Raw genomic sequence first — 5,737 nt, 5'->3', positions numbered from 1 at the left:
GTCAGGCTGCAGACGAGAGTGTTGCACTTCGCGGTTGAATCCGCGCCTTACAACGTCATAAACGAGACTCTGAAAAAATTCATGTTCAGATAGAAGATTTGTTGAGGGAAGTTTGTAAATCAAAGAAAATTTTTTTATCCGATAAGCCAAGTATTACTCAACTAAAAGCGATGAGAAAGAAGTCAGGCGTAGCACAAAGCGCGACATTTAAGTTTGATGCGCTTCTTCAAGGAGATCAAAGCGCCTTATCACATTTAGCAAACCTCGATAGTCTAGAAGGGGAGGTGACGAAGGTAAGTGTCTTAGGTTTGTCTATCAAATTGGATAAAGCCCCAAATCTAGAAATTATGGTCATGAAAAATGTGATCAATAAAACAGCACCGTCACTCAAGTTTGAGCAATTTTATGTTTCGCAAGAAGTGAAAGTGCAAATCATTAGTAGCAAAAAAGCATCAGTGTCTGTCAGTTTCGATTAAGTAGGTTGAATTATGAGCAAGTTAGGTATTGTTTTCTCAGGTGGTGGTGGTAAAGGCGCTTATGAAGTAGGCGCTTGGAAAGCACTGCACGAGTTTGGCCTAGACAAAAATGTAGAAGCGGTTGCTGGTACGTCAGTAGGGGGCTTGAATGGCGCTTTGTTCGTACAAGGTGATGTATCAGCCGCAGAAAAACTATGGCGTGGCATCTCTGAAGACCAAATTATGTCTTTGAATAAAGACAATCTTGCTAGAAAAGCCGCTTCCTATACGAGTATATTGTTCACACCGTCATTGGCAGCTAGAGCAGTTTTGGCTATCACGGGGTTGAATCAATCACAGGGGTTATTTAATCAAAGTGGGCTGAAATACCTAATTGAAACAAGTGGTGCTTGTGATGACGTTAGTCGAAGTCAAATCCCGTTCCATGTTTGTGCATTGAACTCTAGTTCCCGAAAATTAGAGTACCCAGTTCTAACAGATAAAACACCGACAAGTATAGTTCAGTGGCTACTGGCATCAGCAGCCATTCCTATTGTCTTTGATGGCATCGATATTGATGGAACGACTTACTTCGATGGTGGCGTATTGCCTGGTGAGTATAGCGATAACACCCCTTGTAAGGTGTTGATCGAACAGCACAACTGTACTCACATCATTAATCTATATTTAGAGCGAGACCCACAGTTATCTCAGACAGAGAAACAATACCCTAATGTTCGTTTCTGGAACATCGTACCCAATAGAGAATTTGATGGGTTAATTGCACCTCTTAATTTTACTCCTGAAAATGCAGGCAAACTGATTGATGAAGGCTATGAGGATGTGAAGCGAATTTTGGAGCAGTTTAAAGAGTTTCAGGATACGGAAGAGCAGTTTGTAGCGGTTATCGATAAGCTTGCAGAAGATGCAAAAGAGTTCGATCAAAGCGTCTATCTGAATAAGCAACTAAGAAGTGGTCAGCTTGATAGCTATGAAACCATTAAAGAGGTCACACAACAAGTTGCAAAAGAGGTTGGTGTACAAGAACAAGCCTTCATTGATAGCAGCATTGATACTTTGATCGCCGAAATGAAAGACAACTCTACCGAGTTACTCAATGAGGCTTTTTCATCAATTACAACACTTGCATCGACTGAAGGCGCAATAAATACACAGCTAGAGCAAAGCAGGTTTGGGCGTATCATCGGTAATCTTACTAGTAGTAATAATGAGCGACAGGCAGAGGTTAATCATGGTTTAAACAGAGCAATTTATGCTAACCAACGCTTGATACAAAAGCTGAATGAGAAAAACAAGCTAACAGTAGAAGTTGTTGCCTCTCTATCAAATAAAACCAACTATCTAATGAACCAAGTCAATGTGTTATATGGAAGCATCCAGATGGCAGAACATCGACTAAACTATTCATTAGCACTTATGAAAAATGGCTTTGAAGTGTTGGAGGCAGAGCTTTCTAAAAAAATATCGCACGTCTCTCAAAGAGTTGAGGCTTTGGAACGAAACCAAATCATAAATGACTGGTTTCATGTCGCTACGGCTAGAGGCTTAGGTTCCAATGCCTATCAGTCACTACTTGATCTCACGAGTAGCTTTTATCTAACGTCTGGTCATACTTGGGGAAATAATGAGTTAGCTCGGTATGTAAATGCGATGAAAGCTTTGAGGATTGATGAAGAGGAGCTAGTGCCAGCGTCACTTATCTGGAAGGCTAAGCAAGGCAAACTTATCGATAATATTGGTGGGCAGTACATTTTGCCTGTAGCGAGCCACAAAGAGAATGATTTCCCTCTACTGAAAGGCATTCAGATGGCGAATGAGGTATCAAGTGATCGAGATATTATTGGTGAGTTAGAGTCCGAGCTTGGATTGAACCTCTTTACTCCTCGTCCTGCAAAAGAGTTAGGTTTAGAGCTTCTTCACTCCATACGGCAAAATGATCGCAGACCAGTGACACTTAATCTGACATCAGCGGAAACTCCATTACTGCCAAATGGATCTATTGCTTCTCAAGTTCAGGCTCAGTGGTTATCAGTGATTGCAGAGTTAAAAGAAGCTAACACTCAATACTTGAGTGATGAAAGTATCAAAGAGCAGTTAGAGTTTCTTAACTCACGAATTAACAACTACACAGTGGTCATTCCGATCATCGGTAAATTTTCAGCAGGTAAGAGTTCATTACTTAATAGCTACTTAGGTAAAGACTACTTAAAGGTAAATATTGCACCAGAAACGGCAGTAGCCACCGAATTGACTTACGGTGACGTGGAGCAATTTACGGTTCATTACGTTGATGGTACTCAACCAGCGGTTTACTCATTGAATGCGTTACAAGGTTTTCAGCCTACTGAACAAGTAGCCTATCTGACTGTAGAGCTTAATAACCAACGCTTAAAGAATAGAAGAGACATAGTGCTAGTCGACATGCCTGGCTTTGACGCTCGTAACAAAGCGCATCAGAAAGCGATAGCAACCTACCTAGAGCGTGGCGACTACTTTGTTACTCTATTCCCTGCTAATATCCCGTTTGATAACACAGTCGTAGAACGCCTCGAAGAGATTTACTACGACTACAATAAAGACATTGCTTGTATAATTTCCAAAGCGGCTCGTAAGTCTGAAGTCGAATTAGCAAAAACCATTGAGCAAGTGAAGCAAACGCTCAATGAAAGAATGCAAGATGACTTTGAAGTAACAAGTATCGAAACGAAAGATAAACAGCTATATGCGATAAAAGGCTTTGAAACGATCATTGATAATGCTGCAAGTCAGTTTGATACGTTGCTGAAACATCGTTATCACCCAGCACTGTCATCATTGATTGCCAGCATTGGAGAAGCTTTAAAAGCGAAAATATTTTATACCTCAAATAGTGCGGTTGAAATTGAAGATAAGATAAACGGCCTAGAGCAGAACTTTAATAAAGAAAAGCAACGCCTTGAACGGATGATAACCGAGCTTGAGTATAATCTATGCAGCGTAGGTAAAGAGCAACTTACCGCTAAAATTAGCTCTGTATTATCGAACAATACACACCGCTTAGTAAGTGCGGCTAAGAGTAATACTTTGTCTGACTCCATGGCTAGCATCGTACGACCAGTAGTACAGGTTGAGCTAGATGAGCTCATTGAAAAAGAGCTAGAACGATTCGAGAGTAAGTTAGAGAGTAACGACACTGTCGATGTAAATGGCATTGGAGTTCATCTAGATATTCCACCGCAAGAGAAAGAGAAATTCTCACTAAGCTCAGGAACCATTGCAGGGGCGATTAGCTTAGTTGTACTAGGTCCGATTGCTGGTCTTGTTGTTGGTATCGTAGGCGGTTTGCTTGGTAAGAAAAAAGACAACGAAGCGGAGCGAGACTCGCAAATTGAGCAGAAAATTCGTGACCAAGTGATACCAGAAGCGACAAGCCAAATTATGGATACAGTAGCTGATCATCTAGCTCGTCTAGTAAGAAACTTTAATCAACAACTTCATATTACTCTTGAGCAGAAGAAGCAAGCGCATAACGAGCAGCTTGTTGAACTGCAAAAACAACATAAAGAACAAGCAGACACATTTGAAGAGACGAAGAAGCAGCTAACGCAAGAGCTAGCTGCAATGTCTACTCTAAAGCAGAAAATTGATAATAGCTAGCTTAACGCTATGGAGTTTTGTGAAAGTGCAAAGCGCTATAGCTAACCAGCTTTATTCGAGGCAATTATGAGTTATATTTTAAAATCACTAAAAAAATATAATGATGAAACATTCACACTGTTAGAGCATCCAATAGGTGACTTAGATTTAGAGTGCAAAGTGACATACCTTTATGGTCTTGGGCTTATTATGGGATCTGATGAGCAGGCCGATAAATCAGAGAAAAGGTTTATATGTACGTTACTGAGAACATTGGAACTTCCTGAAGAGGTATTAGAAGGAGTTGAAGAAAACTCACAATCAATAGATGAAGGATTTATCGAGGGATTAAAAGATATACTTACTTCTAATAATCTAGTGAGCACATTTTTTTATGACGCTGTTATGATGTACCACCAAAGTGAAAGCTATTGTAAGGTAAAAAAAGAGGTTATCAAGCAGCTATGCTACTTAATACATTTTCCAGACGAAGATTTAGAGCTAGTAGAGAAAGTGATTAACGCTATCAATTCTAGAGATAAATCTAACATTCAAGCTATTGAGGGCGAAGAGTATTGGGATTGGAAGCATTTATTGGAATATGCCAGAATTGATTATGAACCTGAAAGCGTGAAGGTTTCAAGCGATGAAAAATTTCGCATTCTTCTTGGTCGAGGTGTTTCCAATGTAAATATAAATCTGGGTGAGGGCGCGTTTTGGTTGTCAGAGGAGGATGTTGATAAATTATTTTTAACTACAATAAATGGCGCGGGAGCAGAAAAAACAAAAATATGGTTGATTGGCGAAGAAAATCCTAGTTTCGATGAAGGAGGCCCTTTCAATGAACACAGTCATGAAATGACGATTAGTAAACTTAAGTTGAAGTCAATATCTAATTGTAATGTTGTTAGCGTCCACTCTAAAATGCTAGTGCTAAAATTATTTTTTAAAAGAAATTTATTCAACAACTGTAAGCTTGAAGGTGTTTCTGAAGTCGATTCATTTCAAAGAGACATAGAGCAATTTCAAAGAGACGTAAAGCAATTAGACGCTAGCATGGCTGCGCTTAAAGAGCTTCGTGATTTAATTTGATAAAACTTGGAGCGTTTATAATATGATGGACATATTAGATGTGATTAATGAAGCAACGAAAGAAGCAAATGCTTTTGAAAATCATGCGGCAAAGGATTTACCGCTCGAAGAGCGTTTGCTCTATTTGCAAGGTTTAGCTCTTGTAATGAACGCTGATGGAGATATTCACCCAGAGGAGAAAGAATATATTCTTATTTTGATCAAATCATTTGAGATGGATGAAGCCATTCTTGACAGTTTTGTAGAGTTTGCTCAACGTCCTGATAAGGATACCGTACAAGCGTTTTTCCGTACCTTTAGACGTAGACCAATAGCACAATTGTTCCTTTTTGATGCATTAATGATGACGCGTCGAGATGATAATATTGATGAGAAAGAAAAAGCAGTAGTAGATAAGATTGCGGAACAGTTAGAAGTTTTAAAGGGAATATATCAAGATATCTTTGATTTTTTCTGCCATATTAAAAATAAAGACTGGGAAGAAAGTTCATTATATTTTTCTAGTCACTTACTAAACTCTGAATATTTTAAACATTTACTACACTATTTTGATG

At 39.2% G+C, this 5,737-nt stretch carries 4 protein-coding genes; all 4 read left to right on the top strand.

Going from position 1 to position 5,737, the window contains the following annotated elements; translation table 11 throughout:
• Positions 1–170: 170 nt before the first annotated feature.
• The gene (locus C7A19_RS00795; RefSeq protein WP_116643888.1) at positions 171–476 is read left to right on the top strand and encodes a hypothetical protein; all 306 of its coding nucleotides are present in this window, start codon (positions 171–173) and stop codon (positions 474–476) included.
• Between the two features lie 12 nt (positions 477–488).
• Entirely contained in the window at positions 489–4,112 is a 3,624-nt protein-coding gene (locus C7A19_RS00790; RefSeq protein WP_116643887.1) for a patatin-like phospholipase family protein, read from the top strand.
• Positions 4,113–4,178: 66 nt separating this feature from the next.
• Complete coding sequence (locus tag C7A19_RS00785) at positions 4,179–5,183, top strand: hypothetical protein (RefSeq protein ID WP_116643886.1); 1,005 nt, start codon at positions 4,179–4,181, stop codon at positions 5,181–5,183.
• A 22-nt stretch (positions 5,184–5,205) separates the two neighbouring features.
• Positions 5,206–5,737 (top strand): TerB family tellurite resistance protein (locus C7A19_RS00780; RefSeq protein ID WP_155522528.1); only part of this gene is annotated, 532 nt, incomplete at its 3' end.

It is taken from the genome of Salinivibrio sp. HTSP (assembly GCF_003390965.1).
Classification (GTDB): domain Bacteria; phylum Pseudomonadota; class Gammaproteobacteria; order Enterobacterales; family Vibrionaceae; genus Salinivibrio; species Salinivibrio kushneri.
This window is presented reverse-complemented; position numbering and strand designations above follow the sequence as displayed.